The organism is Streptomyces sp. NPDC005195 (assembly GCF_040608315.1).
In the GTDB taxonomy this organism is placed as follows: domain Bacteria; phylum Actinomycetota; class Actinomycetes; order Streptomycetales; family Streptomycetaceae; genus Streptomyces; species Streptomyces kaempferi.
The window spans coordinates 161,642-177,944 of the sequence record NZ_JBEXHZ010000013.1 but is presented as its reverse complement, the minus strand read 5'-3'; the positions used below and the strand labels follow the sequence as shown (position 1 = coordinate 177,944).

General features: G+C 72.7%; 13 protein-coding genes. 10 read left to right on the top strand and 3 right to left on the bottom strand.

Features of this window, described 5'->3' with window-relative positions:
- From sucB to ABZV34_RS17270, 5 genes are all read left to right on the top strand, one after another.
- Nucleotides 1-1,014 (top strand): 2-oxoglutarate dehydrogenase, E2 component, dihydrolipoamide succinyltransferase (sucB, locus tag ABZV34_RS17290; protein WP_356276588.1); only part of this gene is annotated, 1,014 nt, incomplete at its 5' end.
- A gap of 287 nt (nucleotides 1,015-1,301) precedes the next feature.
- A complete protein-coding gene (locus tag ABZV34_RS17285; protein ID WP_356276585.1) occupies nucleotides 1,302-1,925 on the top strand; it encodes a GntR family transcriptional regulator in 624 nt (207 codons plus the stop codon).
- A 260-nt stretch (nucleotides 1,926-2,185) separates the two neighbouring features.
- On the top strand, nucleotides 2,186-4,888 hold the full coding sequence (gene aceE / locus ABZV34_RS17280; RefSeq protein WP_356276582.1) for a pyruvate dehydrogenase (acetyl-transferring), homodimeric type: 2,703 nt from the start codon (nucleotides 2,186-2,188) through the stop codon (nucleotides 4,886-4,888).
- Between the two features lie 120 nt (nucleotides 4,889-5,008).
- Nucleotides 5,009-5,980, top strand: coding sequence for a WYL domain-containing protein (locus tag ABZV34_RS17275; protein ID WP_356276579.1), 972 nt, complete (start codon nucleotides 5,009-5,011; stop codon nucleotides 5,978-5,980).
- Between the two features lie 114 nt (nucleotides 5,981-6,094).
- The gene (locus ABZV34_RS17270) at nucleotides 6,095-6,613 is read left to right on the top strand and encodes a DUF4240 domain-containing protein (protein ID WP_356276623.1); all 519 of its coding nucleotides are present in this window, start codon (nucleotides 6,095-6,097) and stop codon (nucleotides 6,611-6,613) included.
- A 189-nt stretch (nucleotides 6,614-6,802) separates the two neighbouring features.
- On the opposite strand, the gene ABZV34_RS17265 is transcribed toward ABZV34_RS17270, so the two are convergent.
- Nucleotides 6,803-7,546, bottom strand: coding sequence for a peptidoglycan recognition protein (locus ABZV34_RS17265; protein WP_356276621.1), 744 nt, complete (start codon nucleotides 7,544-7,546; stop codon nucleotides 6,803-6,805).
- Nucleotides 7,547-8,027: 481 nt separating this feature from the next.
- Between ABZV34_RS17265 and ABZV34_RS17260 the strand changes: the two genes are divergently transcribed.
- Complete coding sequence (locus tag ABZV34_RS17260) at nucleotides 8,028-9,212, top strand: MarP family serine protease (protein WP_356276576.1); 1,185 nt, start codon at nucleotides 8,028-8,030, stop codon at nucleotides 9,210-9,212.
- A 36-nt stretch (nucleotides 9,213-9,248) separates the two neighbouring features.
- On the opposite strand, the gene ABZV34_RS17255 is transcribed toward ABZV34_RS17260, so the two are convergent.
- On the bottom strand, nucleotides 9,249-9,737 hold the full coding sequence (locus ABZV34_RS17255; RefSeq protein ID WP_356276574.1) for a GNAT family N-acetyltransferase: 489 nt from the start codon (nucleotides 9,735-9,737) through the stop codon (nucleotides 9,249-9,251).
- A gap of 71 nt (nucleotides 9,738-9,808) precedes the next feature.
- Between ABZV34_RS17255 and ABZV34_RS17250 the strand changes: the two genes are divergently transcribed.
- The gene (locus ABZV34_RS17250; RefSeq protein WP_356276571.1) at nucleotides 9,809-10,726 is read left to right on the top strand and encodes a TIGR01777 family oxidoreductase; all 918 of its coding nucleotides are present in this window, start codon (nucleotides 9,809-9,811) and stop codon (nucleotides 10,724-10,726) included.
- 366 nt (nucleotides 10,727-11,092) lie between these two features.
- Nucleotides 11,093-12,481 (top strand): NAD(P)/FAD-dependent oxidoreductase, encoded by a 1,389-nt coding sequence (locus ABZV34_RS17245; protein WP_356276568.1) that lies wholly within the window; start codon nucleotides 11,093-11,095, stop codon nucleotides 12,479-12,481.
- A gap of 8 nt (nucleotides 12,482-12,489) precedes the next feature.
- On the opposite strand, the gene ABZV34_RS17240 is transcribed toward ABZV34_RS17245, so the two are convergent.
- On the bottom strand, nucleotides 12,490-13,968 hold the full coding sequence (locus ABZV34_RS17240; RefSeq protein ID WP_356276565.1) for a regulator: 1,479 nt from the start codon (nucleotides 13,966-13,968) through the stop codon (nucleotides 12,490-12,492).
- Between the two features lie 287 nt (nucleotides 13,969-14,255).
- Between ABZV34_RS17240 and lipB the strand changes: the two genes are divergently transcribed.
- Both lipB and lipA read left to right on the top strand, forming a co-directional pair.
- The gene (lipB, locus tag ABZV34_RS17235; protein ID WP_356276562.1) at nucleotides 14,256-15,050 is read left to right on the top strand and encodes a lipoyl(octanoyl) transferase LipB; all 795 of its coding nucleotides are present in this window, start codon (nucleotides 14,256-14,258) and stop codon (nucleotides 15,048-15,050) included.
- A 221-nt stretch (nucleotides 15,051-15,271) separates the two neighbouring features.
- Nucleotides 15,272-16,237 (top strand): lipoyl synthase, encoded by a 966-nt coding sequence (lipA, locus tag ABZV34_RS17230; RefSeq protein ID WP_356276559.1) that lies wholly within the window; start codon nucleotides 15,272-15,274, stop codon nucleotides 16,235-16,237.
- Nucleotides 16,238-16,303 lie beyond the last annotated feature (66 nt).

Genomic DNA, 16,303 nt, shown 5'->3' with positions numbered 1-16,303 from the left:
GCGCCCGCCGCCCCGGCTCCCGCGCCGGCCGCGCCCGCCCCCGTCACCCCGGCCCCGGCGCCCGCCGCGACCTCCGGTGACGACGGCGCCTACGTGACCCCGCTGGTGCGCAAGCTCGCCGCCGAGAACGGTGTCGACCTGGCCGCCGTCAAGGGCACCGGCGTCGGTGGCCGCATCCGCAAGCAGGACGTCATCGCCGCCGCGGAGGCCGTCAAGGCCGCCGCGGCCGCTCCGGCGCCCGCCGCGGCCGCCGCCCCCGCCGCCAAGAAGGCCCCGGTCCTCGAGGTCTCCCCGCTGCGCGGCCAGACCGTCAAGATGCCCCGCATCCGCAAGGTCATCGGCGACAACATGGTGAAGGCCCTGCACGAGCAGGCCCAGCTGTCCTCGGTCGTCGAGGTCGACATCACCCGCCTGATGAAGCTCCGCGCGCAGGCGAAGGACTCCTTCGCGGCCCGCGAGGGCGTCAAGCTCTCCCCGATGCCGTTCTTCGTGAAGGCGGCGGCCCAGGCGCTGAAGGCCCACCCGGTCATCAATGCCCGGATCAACGTGGACGAGGGCACGATCACCTACTTCGACTCCGAGAACATCGGTATCGCGGTGGACTCGGAGAAGGGCCTGATGACCCCGGTCATCAAGGGTGCGGGCGACCTGAACATCGCCGGTATCTCGAAGGCGACCGCCGACCTGGCGGGCAAGGTCCGGGCCAACAAGATCACTCCGGACGAGCTGTCCGGCGCGACCTTCACCATCTCCAACACCGGCTCGCGCGGCGCGCTCTTCGACACGATCATCGTGCCGCCGAACCAGGTCGCGATCCTCGGCATCGGCGCGACGGTCAAGCGTCCGGCCGTCATCGAGACGGAGGAGGGCACGGTCATCGGCGTCCGCGACATGACGTACCTGACGCTCTCCTACGACCACCGTCTGGTGGACGGCGCCGACGCGGCCCGTTACCTGACCGCGGTCAAGGCGATCCTGGAGGCGGGCGAGTTCGAGGTCGAGCTCGGCCTGTAGTCCCACCCCAGCGCACGCGACGCCCCCGTCCGGAACCCTCCGGACGGGGGCGTCGCGTGTGTGCCCGCCGCGAGCGGCCACACACCCTGGCGGGACCCCTCCGCCGGCGTGTAAGTCTCGTCTCACCTGCACGAAAGCGCCCCCGTGCGCCTCTCTCCCCCAGCGGCGCGGCCTTATTGTCTAAAGGTCAAACGCCCTTGGGTCCCGCTCGTCCCCGGTCACCACCCCTCAACGAGGCCCTTCGGGCCGCAGTATTGGATCCAGAGCCCCCCGCCGAAGGAGCCCTCATGACCGCGCCCGTCGTCCACTCGCTGCGCGAACAGATCCGCGAGCACATCGTGGAGGGGATCGTGAGCGGGCGCTGGAAGCCGGGCGAGCGGATCGTGGAGCGGCGGATCGCGACCGAGCTGGAGGTCAGCCAGACCCCGGTCCGGGAGGCGCTGCGGGAGCTGGAGTCCCTGCGGCTGATCGAGTCGGCGCCCAACAAGGGCGTGCGGGTGCGCAACCTCACGGCCGCCGACCTGGAGGAGAGCTACCCCGTACGGGCCGGTCTGGAGGCCATCGCGGCCGAGCTGGCGGCGGATCGGCTCGCCCAGGACTGCTCGGCCCTGGAGCCGCACGTCACCGCGCTGTACGAGGCCGACCGGCTGTCGGACGGAACCGGCCAGGTCCGTCATACCGTCGCCTTCCACCGGGAACTGGTGCGTGCCGCCGGCAACTCCGTCCTCCTGCACACCTGGGAGGGTCTGGGCATCGAGGTGTTCACGGCGCTGTCGATCCGCTGGCTGGGTACGGTCCAGCAGTCGTACGCGGAGGAGCACGAGGCGCTCGTGGACGCTTTCCGGCGCCGGGACCCGCTGATCGCGGAACTGGTGAAGGCGCATGTCCTCGGCTGCGCTCCGCGACCTTGAGACAGCGGAGCGCGGCCGCGCTCACCTGCGAGAATCTCCCGAATTCAAGGCACCCGGTGCCCGCCACCGAGGCACCCCGTGCCGACTTTCGCCCGACGAAGAGGTTTTCGGCCGGATTTCTTTGATCGATCATCGATCAGGGGGTTACAGTCATCCCGGGCTCACACCAGAGCCCTTGAGCCCTGTCCTGCCAAAGACCAAGGGCGACCCCGAACCCTTACCAGCTGAGGGAACCCCCTTCGACTCCGGAAGGCGGCGCAATGACCGACCCCACCGCAATCCAGCCGAGCGAGCTCGACCAGCTCCCGGACCGCGACCCCGAGGAGACCGCCGAATGGCAGGCCTCCCTGGACGCCGTCACCAAGGCGGCCGGGCCGCACCGTGCCGCGTACCTGATGCGCCGCACGCTGGAGCGCGCCGAGGGCCACGGCCTCGCGCTGCCCAAGCTGCTTGAGACCGACTACGTCAACACCATCCCCACCGCCGCCGAACCCGTCGTGGACGGCGACGAGGCGATGGAGCGCCGGATCACCGCCTGGAACCGCTGGAACGCGGCCGCGATGGTGACCCGGGGCGCGAAACACGGCGTGGGCGGTCACATCGCCACCTTCGCCTCCGCGGCCTGGCTCTACGAGACGGGCTTCAACCACTTCTTCAAGGGCAAGGAGGGGGACGGGTCCGGCGACCAGCTCTACATCCAGGGCCACGCCTCCCCCGGCATCTACGCCCGCGCCTTCCTCGACGGCCGCCTCACCGAGGCGCAGCTCGACCACTTCCGCCAGGAGGCGGGGGGCAACGGCCTGCCGTCCTACCCGCACCCGCGCCGGCTGCCCTGGCTCTGGGAGTTCCCGACCGTCTCGATGGGTCTCGGCCCGCTGTCGGCGATCTACCAGGCGCGCTTCAACCGCTATCTCACCAGCCGCGGCATCAAGGACGTCTCGCAGTCGCACGTGTGGGCGTTCCTCGGCGACGGCGAGATGGACGAGCCGGAGTCGACGGCCGCACTCGCCCTGGCCGCGCGTGAGGGCCTGGACAACCTGACCTTCGTCATCAACTGCAACCTGCAGCGCCTCGACGGCCCGGTCCGCGCCAACTTCAAGATCGTGCAGGAGCTGGAGGCCCAGTTCCGCGGCGCCGGCTGGAACGTCGTGAAGTCCCTGTGGGGCAACGCCTGGGACGAGCTGTTCCGGCTCGACACCACCGGCGCGCTCGTACGCCGGCTGCGCGAGGTACCCGACGCCCAGGTGCAGACGTACCAGACCCGCGACGCCGCCTACATCCGCCAGGACTTCTTCGGCGCCGACCCGGCGCTCGTCGAGATGGCGAAGCTGCTGAGCGACGACAAGATCACCGAGTGCTTCCACCTCTCCCGCGGTGGCCACGAGTCGCGCAAGGTGTACGCCGCCTACCGCGCCGCGCTGGCCCACAGGGACGGACCGACGGTGATCCTGGCCCAGACGGTCAAGGGCTTCACGCTCGGCACGGGCTTCGCGTCCAAGAACGCCAACCACCAGATGAAGAAGCTGTCCACGGACGAGTTCAAGCAGATGCGTGACCTGCTCGAACTGCCTATCTCCGACAGCCAGTTCGCCGACGGTGTGGTTCCCTACGGCCACCCGGGCGCCGACGCTCCCGAGGTCCGCTACCTCCAGGAGCGCCGCGCGGCCCTCGGTGGCCCGGCCCCCGCCCGCCGTACGCACGCCCTCGCCCCGCTGCCCGCCCCCGCCGACAAGGCGTTCACCTCCTTCGACAAGGGCTCCGGCACGCAGAACGTGGCGACGACGATGGCCTTCGTCCGCCTGGTCAAGGACCTCGTCCGTGACAAGGAGACCGGGAAGCGCTGGGTGCCGATCGTCCCCGACGAGGCGCGCACCTTCGGCATGGAGAGCCTCTTCCCCTCCCTCGGCATCTACTCGCCCAAGGGCCAGACGTACGAGCCGGTCGACCGCGACCAGCTGATGTACTACAAGGAGGCCAAGGACGGCCAGATCCTCAACGAGGGGATCACCGAGGCCGGCTCCATGGCGGACTTCATCGCCGCGTCCACCGCGTACGCCACGCACGGCGAGGCGATGATCCCCTTCTACATCTTCTACTCGATGTTCGGCTGGCAGCGCACGGCCGACCAGATGTGGCAGCTCGCCGACCAGCTCGGCCGCGGCTTCCTGGTCGGCGCCACGGCCGGCCGTACGACGCTGACGGGCGAGGGCCTCCAGCACGCCGACGGCCATTCCCCCGTCATCGCGGCGACCAATCCGGCGGCGCTCAGCTACGACCCGGCGTTCGCGTACGAGGTGGCGGCGATCGTCAAGGAGGGTCTGCGCCGTATGTACGGCGAGACCGCGCCGGGCGAGGACCCGAACGTCTTCTACTACCTGACGGTCTACAACGAGCCGATCCCGCAGCCCGCGAAGCCGTCCGGGCTCGGCGTCGACGAGGGCATCGTCAAGGGCCTGTACCGCTTCAACACGGCCGAGTCGGCGGGCCTGTCCCCGGCCGCCAACGCCGCGCGCGTCCAGCTGCTGGCCTCCGGCACGGCGATCCACTGGGCCCTGGAGGCGCAGCGGCTGCTCGCCGAGGAGTGGGGCGTCGCCGCGGACGTGTGGTCCGCGACGTCCTGGACCGAGCTGCGGCGCGACGCGCTGGAGGCCGACGCGGCGCTGCTGCGCGGCGAGGAGCGGGTGCCGTTCGTCCGCCAGGCGCTGCACGGCGCCGAGGGCCCGGTGCTCGCGGTCTCCGACTACATGCGCCAGGTCCCGGACCAGATCGCGCAGTGGGTCGAGCAGGACTACTCCTCGCTCGGTGCCGACGGCTTCGGCCTCTCGGACACCCGTGAGGCGGCCCGCCGTCACTTCGGCGTCGACGCGCCGTCGATCGTCGTCGCGGCGCTGGCGCAGCTCGCCCGCCGTGGTGAGGTCAAGGCGTCCGCGGTGAAGGAAGCCCGGGAGCGCTACGGCCTGTAGGACCTGAGGTTCGTCCCGGCGAGGGGGGTACGGCGGCCGCCGTACCCCCCTCGCCGTCGTCGCCCCCTCGCCGTCGTCGCCGCCCGGCTCGCTGTCGGTGGCGCCCGGCATGATGAACCCATGCGTGCTGCCCGCCTGATCAAGATGGTGCTGCTGCTCCAGTCGCGGGCGTCGATGACCGCCGCCGAGCTGGCGGGGGAGCTGGAGGTCTCCGAGCGGACCGTCGCGCGGGACGCGCAGGCGCTCTCGGAGGCGGGGGTCCCGGTGTACGCGGACCGGGGGCGGGCGGGGGGCTACCGGCTGATCGGCGGCTACCGCACCCGGCTCACCGGCCTGGCGCGCGGCGAGGCGGAGGCGCTCTTCCTGAGCGGGGTGCCCGGGGCGCTGCGCGAGATGGGTCTGGAGGACACCGCGTCCGCGGCCCGGCTGAAGGTCTCCGCGGCCCTGCTGCCCGCCCTGCGGGACGCCTCACGGACGGCGGCGCAGCGCTTCCATCTGGACGCGCCCGCCTGGTTCAGCGAGCCCAGGGCGCCCGAGCTGCTGCCGCCGGTCGCGGACGCGGTGTGGGACGACCGGCCGGTCGTCGCGCGTTACGGGCGCGACGGGGTGGAGGTGGAGCGGACGCTGGAGCCGTACGGGCTCGTGCTGAAGGCGGGGGTCTGGTATCTGTGCGCGCGGGTGCCGGAGGCGGGGACCTTCCGGGTGTACCGGATCGACCGGTTCACCGCGGTCGGTCTCGGCGAGGAGCGGTTCCGGCGGGACGAGGGCTTCGACCTGCCCGGGTTCTGGGAGGAGCGGGCCGGGCAGTTCGCGCGGTCCATCCTGCGGGCCGAGGCCGTCGTACGGCTCTCCCCGGACGGGGTACGGCGTCTGCCCCACGCCGTCGATCCCACGGCGGCGAGGGCGGCCCTGGACGGATGCGGTGCCCCCGACGACCGGGGGTGGGTGACCCTCACGCTCCCCGTCGAGTCCGAGGAGGTCGCCCATGGGCAGCTCACGGGGCTCGGGCCCGAGGTGGAGGTGGTCTCCCCCGCGGCCCTGCGCGAGCGCTTCGCCGCGGACGCGGCGCGGCTGGCGGCGCTCTATGCGTGACCGGGTCCGCGAAGCACCCCGCACCTGCCGGTTTTACCGTCGGCATGTGCGCGCATAACAATCTGCGGCACTCCGCGTGCGTCACTCCCGTTCAGGCCCGATGCTTGACCCGTGATGGACGAGACGGAGTTCTGGGAGCTGGTGGACACGACCCGCGAGGCCGTCGAGGGCGACCCCGAGGACCACGCCGACCTGCTCGTCGAACGGCTCGTCCAGCGGGATCCGGAGGTCGTGCTCGACTTCGCCCGGCACTTCGAGGCCCGCTACAACCGTGCCTACCGCTGGGATCTGTGGGGCGCGGCGTGGGTGCTGCTCGACGGGGTGAGCGACGACGCCTTCGACTTCTTCCGGTGCTGGCTGATCGGCCAGGGGCGTGAGGTCTTCGAGGGGGCCATGCACGATCCGGACGCCCTCGCCGAGCTTCTGGACGACTTCGACGAGGATCTCGACGGGGACGGCGAGGAGCTGGGGTACGCGGCGGACGAGGCGTACGAGCAGCTCACCGGGGTCGTCGCACCCGACCTCGGGATTCCCCCGGCGTCGTCGGAGCCGGAGGGCACGCCGCTCGACTTCGAGAACGAAGGGGTGCTCGCCGAGCGGTATCCCAAGTTGTGGGAGCGCTTCCGGGGGTGAGCGGTGGGAGTGCTTGCCGGTACTCGACTCTGCCGTCCCCCGCCGCGCCTGGGGCTGTCGCCCCCGGAGCCCCGCTTCGGCCCGGTCCGGGGCCGGAGCCCCGGGGACGATGGGGGTCCTCCTGCTCGAGCGAAGCCGAGAGCTTGGGGAAGGGCTGGGGCGGCGAGGGCGAGGAAACCCGGCGGAGCCTCAGTGCCGGCCCTGCAGGACCGCGGCCCTCGTACGGATGGCCGGCAGGCGAGCCGTCAGCGCGGCGCCCGGACACGTGGTCATGAACCCGGCGTTGTGACCGGCCAGCGACGGCAGCACCACCGCGGTACCCAGGGCATACCGACTGAGACTGTTGCTGGACACCAGCCGCACGCTGCTCCGCGGATCCACGTCCGCCAGCCCCAGCTTCCACGCGGCGAGCGCCGCGATCGCCTCGGTCATCGCCGGTGGCACCACCGCCCCCTCCGTGAACGTACCGATGGCCGCGATCCCCGCGGTCCGGTGGTTGAAGCCCTGGGTGTGGGCACCGGTGACGGCCCGGTCGACCCCGCCCGCGCGCCCCTCGTAGATCGTCCCGCACCGGTCGACGAGGAAGTTGTAGCCGATGTCGTCCCAGTTCCGGACGCCGGTCTGCCCGGCGTAGAGGTACCGGATGATGCGGGGTACGTCGGCGCAGTCGTACACGTTCGGCGAGTCGGTGTGGTGGACGAAGACCGCGACGACCCGGTCGTCGTAACGCGGCGGTGGCTGGCCGTGCGCGGTCAGGGCGTCCAGCCAGCGCGACCGAGGCACGATGGCCGGCCGCACGGCTGTGTGAACGGCGGGCCGCACGGCGGCCGGGGGCGCCGCGGTGCGGGAGCGGCCCACCACACGCTCCACTCCGCGGGCGCACAGCACGAGCGCGAGCACGGCGAGCAGCCCGGAGACACACCCGAGCACGATCAGCGTGGGCCGCGTCGCCCACCGGCCCCGCAGCGGTCGGTACGTCGCCCACCGGCGCCCGCTCCACACCGGCCGCCAGGTCACCCACCGTCCCCGGTCCCACACCCCTCGCCACGACACCGGCCGGCTCCACACCGGTCGGCACGTCACGCACCAGACCCACCAGTTCCCGCTCCACGCCGGTCGCCGCGGCAGCCACCACCGCAGCCACAGCAGCACCCATTCCAGCGCATGGCGAAGACGCTCCCCGCCTGATTCCCGCGATGCCCCTCGCGTCCTCCGGACGACACGCATGCGCTCACCCTCGCCCGGATCCTCCGGCCGCGCGATGTGCACTGTGCCACCTGGTGGAACCATCTCCCTGGTCCGGAGCGTTTTCACAGTCCGACGCACGCGTGGCCCCTTCACGGGACCACGCGCGCGTGCCTGATCACTGAGCCCGCCCCGCGCGTACTAAGGGGCCCTAGAGAAAGGCGGCTCCGTGGACCTGCTCGACATCCTGCTGATGCTGGTGATCCTTGCCTACGCGGCGTCCGGCTACCGGCGCGGCCTGGTCGCCGGCTGCGTCTCGCTGGCCGGGTTCGTGGGCGGCGCGGTCATCGGCGTCTGGGTCCTGCCCTGGATGATGGACCTGGTGACGGCGGGGACGTCGGCGGCGACGGTCACCGCGGTGCTGACGGTGCTGGTCCCGGCCGTGGTGGGCCACGAGCTGGCGGGCCGGCTGGCGCTGAAACTGCGCCGCGAGCTGGACCGGGGACCGCTGCGGGTCGCGGACGGGATCGGCGGGGCCGCGGCGAACACACTGGCGGTGCTGCTGGTGGCCTGGGTGGCGGCGAGCGTCCTGGGCGCCTCCTCGTCCACTCTGATCACGCAGTCGATCCGCGGTTCGGCCCTGCTGGGCGCGGTGCAGAAAGCGATGCCGGACACCACGCCCACCTGGTTCTCACGGGCGACCTCGGCGCTCACGGAAGCGGGCTTCCCGCAGGTCTTCAACCCGTTCGAGAACGAGCCGACGGCGGGCGTCGCCAAGCCCTCCGGGGACAGCGTGACCGAGTCCGCGTCGACCGCCGCCAAGCTGAGCACGGTGAAGATCGAGGGCGCCGCGGGCACCCAGGGCCGGGAGGGCAGCGGGTTCGCGTACGCGGCGCGGCACGTGATGACCAACGCCCATGTGGTGGCGGGCATCGACAACCCGACGGTGCGGGTGGGCGGCGTGGGCCGGGTGTACTCGGCGCGTGTGGTGTTCTTCGACCCGCAGAAGGACGTCGCGGTCCTGTACGTCCCCGGTCTCCGGGCGCCGGTCCTCCGCTTCGACACGAGCGCCGCGCGCGGTGACTCGGCGGTGGTCGCGGGCTACCCGCAGGACGGCGGTCTCGACCTCCAGGCGGCGACGGTCGCGAACCAGATCAACGCGCGGGGCCAGAACATCTACAGCACGGACACCGTCACCCGGGAGATCTACTCGATCCGTTCCACCGTCCGCCCCGGCAACTCCGGCGGGCCGCTCCTCACCACCGAGGGCAGGGTGTACGGGGTCGTCTTCGCCCGCTCGACCTCGGACGACGAGACCGGCTACGTCCTGACGGCGGACGAGGTCAGCGGCGACGCGCGGCGGGCGGCGCGGGCGACGGCGCCGGTGGACACGGGTGACCTGGTCACCTCGTGAGGTGGGCCGAGTCCGGTCGTGGGCCGAGGAGCGGGGTCAGAGACCGCGGCCCATGAACACGTCGTCGACGTACTCGCCGTCCAGCAGGAACTCCTCGGGCAGGACCCCCTCCACCACGAACCCCTCGGACTCGTACAGCTTCCGCGCCGGGGTGTTGTGCCCGAGGACCCGCAGCGAGATCCGCCGGGCGCCCTGCCGCCGGGCCTCCTCCTGCACGGCCCGGAGCAGCGCCCGCCCGACGCCGGCGCCGCGGGCCGCGTCGGAGACGGCGAGTCCCTGGATCTGCCGGACGTGGGAGTTGCAGGCGAGAGTGGTCGGGTGGCCGAGCCTGACGTACCCGACCAGGACGCCGTCGAGTTCGGCGACCAGATAGTCGCGGGGTCCGAACCGGTCGTTGTAGAAGGGCGGGTACGGCGGCTGGGGGCGGGGCATGACCGCGTGCAGCGTGGACCAGGTGGCGCGGTCGAGACGGCCGAGGACGTCCTCGTCGTCCGGCGTGGCGAAGCGTATGTGCGGTACCGGCATGAGGATCACTGTACGGCGGCGCCACGGGGCTCCCGCCCGCCTTTTCGCGGGTCGCGGGGCAGGATGGGCGCATGAACGACTCACCGCTTGCTCCGGGTTCCCGCGTGGTGATCGCCGGTGCGTCCGGCCTGATCGGTTCGGCGCTGACGCGCTCCCTTACCGCGGACGGGTACGAGGTGGTCCGCCTGGTGCGGCGGGCACCCCGCGCCCGGAGCGAGGTGCGGTGGGATCCGGAGGGGCGCGGGGTCGACGCGGGGGCGCTCGCCGGGTGCGCGGCGGTGGTGAACCTCGCGGGAGCGGGCGTCGCCTCGCGACGGTGGACGGAGTCGTACAAGCGGACGATCCGGGAGAGCCGGGTGCGCGGGACCACGGTGCTCGCCGAGGCGGTGGCGTCCCTCGACGAGCGCCCTGCGGTGTTCGTCAACGGCAGCGCCATCGGGTTCTACGGCGACACGGGCGAGCGGGCGGTGGACGAGTCCGCGCCGGCCGGGGACGGGTTCCTGCCCTCCGTGTGCGTGGCGTGGGAGGGGGCGGCCGCCGCGGCCCGCCAGGCGGGTGTCCGCACCGTGCTCGCCCGTACGGGGCTGGTGGTGGCGCGGGAGGGCGGGGCGTGGGGGAGGCTGTTTCCCCTCTTCAAGGCGGGGCTCGGCGGGCGTATGGGGGACGGCCGTCAGTACTGGAGTTTCATCTCCGTGCACGACGAGGTGGCCGCGATCAGGCACCTCGTCGACACGCCGTCGCTGTCCGGGCCGGTCAATCTGACCGCGCCTCAGCCGCTGACCAACCGTGAGATCACGGCGGCGATGGGGCGGGTGCTGCGGCGGCCCACGGTGCTGGCCGCTCCCGCGGGGGTGCTGCGGGTGGCTCTCGGTGACATGTCCGGGGACATCCTGGGCAGTCAGCGGGTCCTGCCGGGCCGCCTTCTGGAGTCCGGCTTCACCTTCACGTTCCCGTCGATCGAGGACACGCTCCGAGCGGCCCTGCGCTGACCGGGTCCCTTCGCCCCTGTCCGACCGCATCCGTTCCTGGGGGCTGCCGCCCCAGACCCCCGTTCCGGCCTCAAGGGCCTTGTCCTCAAGTGCCTTGCCCTCACGCGCCGGACGGGCTGGTGGTGCGGGCGCGCGTATCCAGCCCGTCCGGCGCTTGAGGACGAGGCCTTCGGGCGCTGCGGGGGCGGCCGGGGCGAAACCACCCGGTCGTACACGAACCGAATGCACCCCCATGCGACCGTGCACACCCGACGCGCGACTCCCCCACGCCGCCCGCCCCCCTACTCTCGACCCGAACTCGGGTATTCCCAGGGCATGTTGGGGGCATGACGTCCCCACCGGCCGCGCAACCTCGAGGAGGGGCATGTGCTAGAGCCCGTATGTCAAGCGGACGTGGACGTCGTCATCGTCGGGGCCGGAGCCGCGGGCCTCGCGGCCGCCCAGCACCTGACCAGGGCGGGGCTCACCACCGTGGTCCTGGAGGCCGCCCCCACCGTGGGCGGCCGCATGTCGACGGAGAAGGTGGACGGATTCCGGCTCGACCGCGTCGGCCGGCTGCTGTCCACGTCGTATCCGGAACTACGCCGCACCCCGGGCCTGGAGGGCCTGACCCTGCGTCCGTTCTCCCCGGGCGTCCTGCTGCACAGCGACGGCCGTCACCACCGCGCCGGCGCCCTCACCCCCCGGAGCGCAAGGGGCGCACTTACCGCGGCGCGCGCCCTCGCAAGCGCCCCCCGACTCCCCCGGGCCGCCGCCCGGAGCGTCTCCCGTCCCGCCCGGAGCCAGGGCGGGGTCCCCCGGTCCGGCCCGCTGGGCGGCCCCCTCGACCAGACCCGTCTCACCGCCGCCCTCGCCCGCCTCGCGGCCACCCCGCCGGAGCGCCTCCTGACCCGCCCCGAGCTCCCCGCCGCGCGGGCGCTGGCCGCCCGGGGACTGCCGCCCCGTACGGTCGACGGCTTCCTGCGCCCGCTGCTCGCCGCGCTCCTGTGCGATCCGGGCCTCGCCGCCTCCAGCCGGGCCGCCGACCTGGCCCTGCACTCGTTCGCGTCGGGCCGGCTCTGTCTGCCGGAGGGCGGAGCGGACACCCTGCCGGAGCTCCTCGCGGCCTCCCTCCCCCCGGGCACCGTCCGCACCGGCGTCCAGGTCACCGCGGTCTCCACGACCACCGTGACCACACGCGACCACGGCCGGCTCACCTGCCGCGCCATCCTGCTGGCCACCGGGGCCCGCGACGCCGCCCGGCTGCTGCCGGGACTGCGCGTCCCGGACTTCCACCCGGTGACGGTCCTGCACCACACCACGGACGAGCCACCGCTCGCCGAGCCCGCCCTGCTCCTGGACGCCGACCGCGGCGGCCCGGTGGCGCACACGGCGGTGGTGAGCCAGGTCGATCCGAGCCGCGCCCCGGCCGGACGCGTCCTGATCTCCTCGACGGTGCTGGGTGTCCCGCCGTCCGCCGCCCCGCTGGACGCGGCGGTCCGCGCCCAGCTGGCGCGTCTGTACGGGACGCCGACGGGCCGCTGGGAACTCCTCGCGGTCCACCACACCCCCGACGCCGTCCCCGCGATGCCCCCACCGCACGACCTGCGCCGCCCGGTACGCCTCCTGGCGGGCCTGTACGTCTGCGGCGACCATCGGGACACCGGCACGCTCCAGGGCGCCCTCCATTCGGGCCGCAGGGCCGCCCAGGCCCTGCTCGCGGATCTGGGCACCCGTCCGGCCGCGGCCGAGGAGCCGCTGGAGGCGGCCGCCTGACCTCCGGGTCACCCGAGCGCGGCCACCCGGTCCCGGTAGCCGCGCACGGGTGCGGCGTCCCGGTACGGTTCGAGCCGGCGCTCGAAGTCCCGTACGTACTCGACGGCCCGTACCGACCGCATCTCCGCCGCCTGCCCCGCCGCCTCCGCGCCCAGCTGGCAGGCCTGGTCGAGTTCTCCGAGCCCGAGCCGCGCGGTGGCGAGCACGACCCGGCAGAAGAGTCGGCTGCGCGCGTACCCGGGCGCCCGCAACTGCAGCGAGCGCTCGGCGTGCTGCGCCGCGGCCCGGTACTGCTGCAGATCCCGGTGGCAGTGCCCGAACTCGTCGGCGAGCTGTCCCTCGTCGAAGAACCGCGCCCAGTGCGGCGCGTCGTCCCCGGGCCGGGCGGTCTCCAGCGCCCGCTCGGCGCGCACCAGCGACGCCGTGCAGGCCCGCACCTCCCCCAGCACCCCGTGTCCGCGCGCCTCGACGGAGTGCAGCATGGCCTGCACGACGGGCGGCGCCGACGAGCCGACGCCCTGCTGGGCGACCCGGGCGAGCTGGACGGCCTCGCGCCCGTGGCCGAGATAGACGGCCTGCCGGCTCATGGTCACCAGCACGTAGGAGCCGTACGCCCGGTCCCCGGCCGCCTGCGACAGCCGCAGCGCCTGTACGAAGTAGCGCTGCGCGAGCCCGTGCGCGGCGATGTCGTACGAGGTCCAGCCGGCGAGGCGGGTGAGGTCGGCCGCGGCGGCGAACAGGCGGCGTCCGGTCTGCTCGCCGTAGACACCGCGCAGCATCGGCTCGGCCTCGTGCTCCAGATAGCGGACCAGCGCCTGCCGGGCGTGGCCGCCGCCGTAGGCGTGGTCAAGGGCACGGAACAGCTCGCCGACCGAGCGCAGTGCGGCGATGTCGCCGCCGGTGACCCGCTGACCGGGGCCGCGCTCGGTCTGGTTGCGCCGACGGGCCGGAGGATCTCCCGGTTCGGGCGCGACCGGGAACCTGGGCGAGGCGGGGCGCGCCTGTGCGGGGATGCGCGCGCCGGTCTGGTCGCCGCGGCCGACCCGGTCGTCGGCCCGGCCGATCAGCCAGTCCCGGCTGGGGACGACGAGTCCCGCCGGGGTGAAGGCGATCTTGCGCAGCTCGGCGTGGCTGCCGGAGTCCTTGCGCCACAGCCCGCTGACGATGTCGACGGCCTCCTCGGGGGTCGCCGCGAACTCCAGGCCCGCGTAGACGGGGGCGCAGGCGTCGAGCCCGAGGTCCTGCGCGGTGAGCCGCCGTCCGAGGCGTCGGGTGAACACCTCGGCGATGAGCGCGGGGGTCGTGCCCCGGGGCTGCTGCCCGCGCAGCCACCGTGTCACCGATGTCTTGTCATATCTCAGATCGAGTCCGTGTTCGAGGCCGAGCTGGTCCACGCGGCGGGCGAGACCGGCGTTGGAGAACCCCGCTTCTGCGATGAGCGCGGCGAGCTGGCGGTTGGGAGTGCGCTGCGCGGGTCGTTCCGTCATCTGCGGTGCGGTCTCCTGCCTTTCGGGCACCACTGCGTGCCCGCCTGTGAGCAGCCCTTATGGCCTCGTGAACGGCGCGAATGTAGCTGAGCGTGAGCACCCGATCGCACCTTTCGGCATACATTCATCCGATCGTGTGAGGATTGCCCTTTGGGCTGACGCGCCGGGCCCGGACGTACAGTGGCGTGGGCGCGTTACGTACCTGACGAAAGGTTCTTTCGCGTACCGGACAACGGTTCCGCGGATGTGCCGGACCGCGGTCGTGGACTTCGAGGGAGGCACTTGCCGTGAGTGAGCTGCGGTTCGTCCGCATGGGATTCGGTGCCGACGCCGTGGACTACCAGGAGGCGTGGGACGAGCAGCGCCGGGTGCACAACGCCCGCTTCCTGGACGAGATCCCTGACACCTGCCTGCTCCTGGAGCACCCGCCGGTCTACACGGCGGGCCGGCGTACGGCGGACAACGAGCGCCCGCTCGACGGCACGCCCGTCGTCGACGTGGACCGTGGCGGCAAGATCACCTGGCACGGGCCGGGCCAGCTCGTGGGCTACCCCATCCAGAAGCTTCCCCGCCCCGTCGACGTGGTGGCGCACCTGCGGCGCCTGGAGGAGGCGATGATCCGGGTCTGCGCGGAGTTCGGCGTCGAGACCAGCCGGGTGGAGGGCCGGGCGGGCGTCTGGGTCCTCGGCGACCCGGTCGAGCAGCGCCCCTCCGGCGGGCTCTCCCTCGACTTCGACCCCCGGCTCGCCGACGAGGAGTTCGACCCGCGGCTGAACGGACCGCAGTACGCGCCCTCCAACGCCGGCCAACGGCGCGAGGACCGCAAGATCTGCGCCATGGGCATCCGGGTCGCCAAGGGCGTCACCATGCACGGGTTCGCCCTGAACGTGAACCCCGACACCTCGTCCTTCGACAAGATCATCCCGTGCGGCATCCGGGACGCGGGCGTGACGTCACTGGCGTACGAGCTGGGCCGCGGGCTCACCATCGCCGACGTACTGCCCGCCGTGGAGAAGCACCTGGGAGGCGTACTGGGGAACGCCGACCTCAGGCCGCGCGAGGTGGAGCGGGCCTCCGCCTGACATCCCCTCCGGGGGAGCGCCCCGGGGAGAGCACTCCAGGGAGCCCTCCAGGAAACGCACCGGGGAACACCCCGGGGACGGGAACCCTCCGGAGCGCGGGAAACCGCTCGACCGGCCCCGGGAATGCACCCTCGCTCCCCAAGGTTGCCCACCCCGGGGAGCAAGCACCGCACGGGCGTACCCTGGTGTACGCCGAAGAATCGAAGCTACAGGGAGCCGATGTGTCCGCAGTCGCACCCGACGGACGCAAGATGCTGCGCCTGGAGGTCCGGAACGCCCAGACCCCCATCGAGCGCAAGCCCGAGTGGATCAAGACCCGGGCGAAAATGGGCCCCGAGTACACGAAGATGCAGAGCCTCGTGAAGAGCGAGGGGCTGCACACGGTCTGCCAGGAGGCGGGCTGCCCCAACATCTACGAATGCTGGGAGGACCGGGAAGCCACGTTCCTGATCGGTGGGGACCAGTGCACCCGGCGCTGCGACTTCTGCCAGATCGACACGGGCAAGCCGGAGGCCCTCGACCGTGACGAGCCCCGTCGCGTGGGCGAGTCCGTCGTCACCATGGACCTGAACTACGCCACCATCACCGGCGTCGCCCGCGACGACCTGGAGGACGGCGGCGCCTGGCTGTACGCGGAGACGGTCCGCCAGATCCACGCCCAGACCGCCGAGCGCGCGGAGGGCCGCACCAAGGTCGAGCTGCTCGCCCCGGACTTCAACGCCGAGCCCGACCAGCTCGCCGAGGTCTTCTCCTCGCGGCCGGAGGTCTTCGCGCACAACGTGGAGACGGTCCCCCGGATCTTCAAGCGCATCCGCCCGGGTTTCCGCTACGAGCGCTCCCTGAAGGTCATCACGGAGGCCCGGGACTACGGTCTGGTCACGAAATCGAACCTCATCCTCGGCATGGGCGAGACCCGTGAGGAGGTCGGCGAGGCGCTGCGGCAGCTGCACGAGGCGGGCTGCGAGCTGGTGACCATCACCCAGTACCTGCGCCCGTCCGTGCGCCACCACCCCGTGGAGCGCTGGGTCAAGCCGCACGAGTTCGTGGAGCTCAAGGAGGAGGCCGAGCAGATCGGCTTCTCCGGCGTCATGTCGGGCCCCCTGGTGCGCTCCTCGTACCGCGCCGGCCGGCTGTACCGGATGGCCGTCGAGAAGCGCGGCGCGTACGTCGCCTCGCAGGCCGTCTGACCGACGCGCGGCACCCCCGTACGGAGCAGTCGGGGGAAACCGGTTCAACCCGAGCGGTGGCACTGA

What these genes read in the sequence shown, in the direction of transcription:
- ABZV34_RS17255 (WP_356276574.1), bottom strand. Translation starts at nt 9,737, where the DNA reads ATGCCGGTACCGCACATACGCTTCGCCACGCCGGACGACGAGGACGTC.
- aceE (WP_356276582.1), top strand. Translation starts at nt 2,186, where the DNA reads ATGACCGACCCCACCGCAATCCAGCCGAGCGAGCTCGACCAGCTCCCG.
- ABZV34_RS17240 (WP_356276565.1), bottom strand. Translation starts at nt 13,968, where the DNA reads ATGACGGAACGACCCGCGCAGCGCACTCCCAACCGCCAGCTCGCCGCG.
- ABZV34_RS17250 (WP_356276571.1), top strand. Translation starts at nt 9,809, where the DNA reads ATGAACGACTCACCGCTTGCTCCGGGTTCCCGCGTGGTGATCGCCGGT.
- ABZV34_RS17270 (WP_356276623.1), top strand. Translation starts at nt 6,095, where the DNA reads ATGGACGAGACGGAGTTCTGGGAGCTGGTGGACACGACCCGCGAGGCC.
- ABZV34_RS17285 (WP_356276585.1), top strand. Translation starts at nt 1,302, where the DNA reads ATGACCGCGCCCGTCGTCCACTCGCTGCGCGAACAGATCCGCGAGCAC.
- ABZV34_RS17275 (WP_356276579.1), top strand. Translation starts at nt 5,009, where the DNA reads ATGCGTGCTGCCCGCCTGATCAAGATGGTGCTGCTGCTCCAGTCGCGG.